1 pseudogene is annotated in these 1,816 nt (G+C 34.6%); it reads right to left on the reverse strand.

Annotated features, from left to right (window positions below):
* Positions 1-1,629: pseudogene (locus tag CY0110_RS27640) on the reverse strand (hypothetical protein); the annotation flags it as partial.
* Positions 1,630-1,816: the final 187 nt, after the last annotated feature.

The raw sequence follows: 1,816 nt of genomic DNA on the forward strand, positions 1-1,816 counted from the left end.
ATTTACACCGGCTACTTTTACTTGATTAAATTGTAAAGTATCTAATTGTTGATTAATTTCATCCCCAAAGATAGCAAAGGCCGCTACTGCTTTATTAAATCTCTGTTTATCGTCTAATTGTCCCTGTTCGTTTCTAATTTTAGTTTGACGACGATGGGTAACTTGCCATAAGGATGCTGCAAAGCGTTGCTTGTCTTCTGCTTTGATGTCTTCGTAGGTTTTTTCAACAAATTCATTAACTTGCCCAAACGCAGCCTTGACTTGACTGGGAGTTACCCCAGGATTAATGGTTACTGAACCATTAATCGTTTTAGAAATAGTTTTATTTGGCTCAAATTGAATTAAATTCTTATTTCGTTCAGATATCTTAGAAACATATCCAATCCGTTTATATAAAGGCTTACCATTGTCTTTTTTCTCTCCAGGTACTTCGGCAAATGCCACATATTTCAATTCTGGATGAGAAAAACTATCTTCATTTTTTCTTAAATAAATATTAGCTTCTTTTAAATCATAGACACTTGGATGAGTTGCTTCTAAAGTATGAATTATCTCAAGTTTTTCTCCTTCTTTAGTGTTTAAGGTCAATCTTGGCCCTGGAGCTTCTCCATACTCATCTTTAAGTCGAAACGCATAACTATTAAGTTTATTATATTGGTTTCTAATTTCTTCTGCCCATTTTATATCTTCTTTTGTTATCTCTACTCCATTAAACAATTTTTCAAATTGATGAGTTTGTCGAGGTTCAAGTGAGTTTTCTTCCCAAGATTCATTGACTTCAGTTATCATTAAGTCAACGGGAGAATAACTATTACTCAACATCACTTTCTTTCGATAAACATCTAAATCTTTATATTCTTTTAGCCAGCCAACATCTCTATACCCCATTAATTTATCGTTGGCTGATAGCACATCAGCATCAGGACGATTAGCTGATTTTGGCCCGTCTACCGCTATCTGTAATTGAGGGGCTAATTCATCAACTCTTGAATGTAAAAATGATTTAATTATCTTTATTTTCTCTTCATTTGACTGATTAGAACTAGCTAGTTTAGCTAATTCATTTACTAATAGTTCTCGTCCTTTTAATGATTTAGGCAAAGTATCTTTACCCGTTTCTTTATCTTTTTTCCATAGACCAGAAAAATGGTCACTAAAATCATTAATATATTCTTCTACTTTTTCTTGAGGTAAATTCTCAAATTCCATTTCTAAAGCGACGGCTTTCATCACTTTAATGGCAATGATGCCAATTTGGTTATCTTTGGCAGAAAGGGCTATGGACTCAAAACTTCCCTCATAAGCCTTTTTAAGCAGTTTTTCAATATCTTTGTAACGGTTTTCTTTTTTATGCTTTTCTTTAATTTCTGCTGTTAAGTTAGGGTATTTTGAAGCCAGTTCATAAGCTACGCGATCGCCATCAAAATCTCCTTGAAGATAATCGGCAGCCGTTTTAGCATTCATGTAAACCGTTCCTTTGAGATGTTTAACATCATCAAGGTGACGGTTGGTTAAGGTGATAACACCGTTGGAGTTCACCAGAGGGGAACGAGTAACAATCACCTCTGCTCCATTTGGTAACTTCGGGTCACAAAATTCATTTTCTTTTAGGGCATGGTGGGGTTGCAATAAAGCCCCTTGGAATTTAACAAATCTTCCTGTGGCTAATTCTTTATATCGATTTTGTAAGTGACGATTTAAAACATCAATTATCTTGGGATGGTCTAATAATTGCCGATGATGGGCAATATCATTTTTGAGCAGTTATAAATAGCATCATCATTCTGTTCCTCACTAAATCCATTACTGCATCTAA

Origin of the sequence: Crocosphaera chwakensis CCY0110, assembly GCF_000169335.1 — a bacterium.
Classification (GTDB): Bacteria; Cyanobacteriota; Cyanobacteriia; order Cyanobacteriales; family Microcystaceae; genus Crocosphaera; species Crocosphaera chwakensis.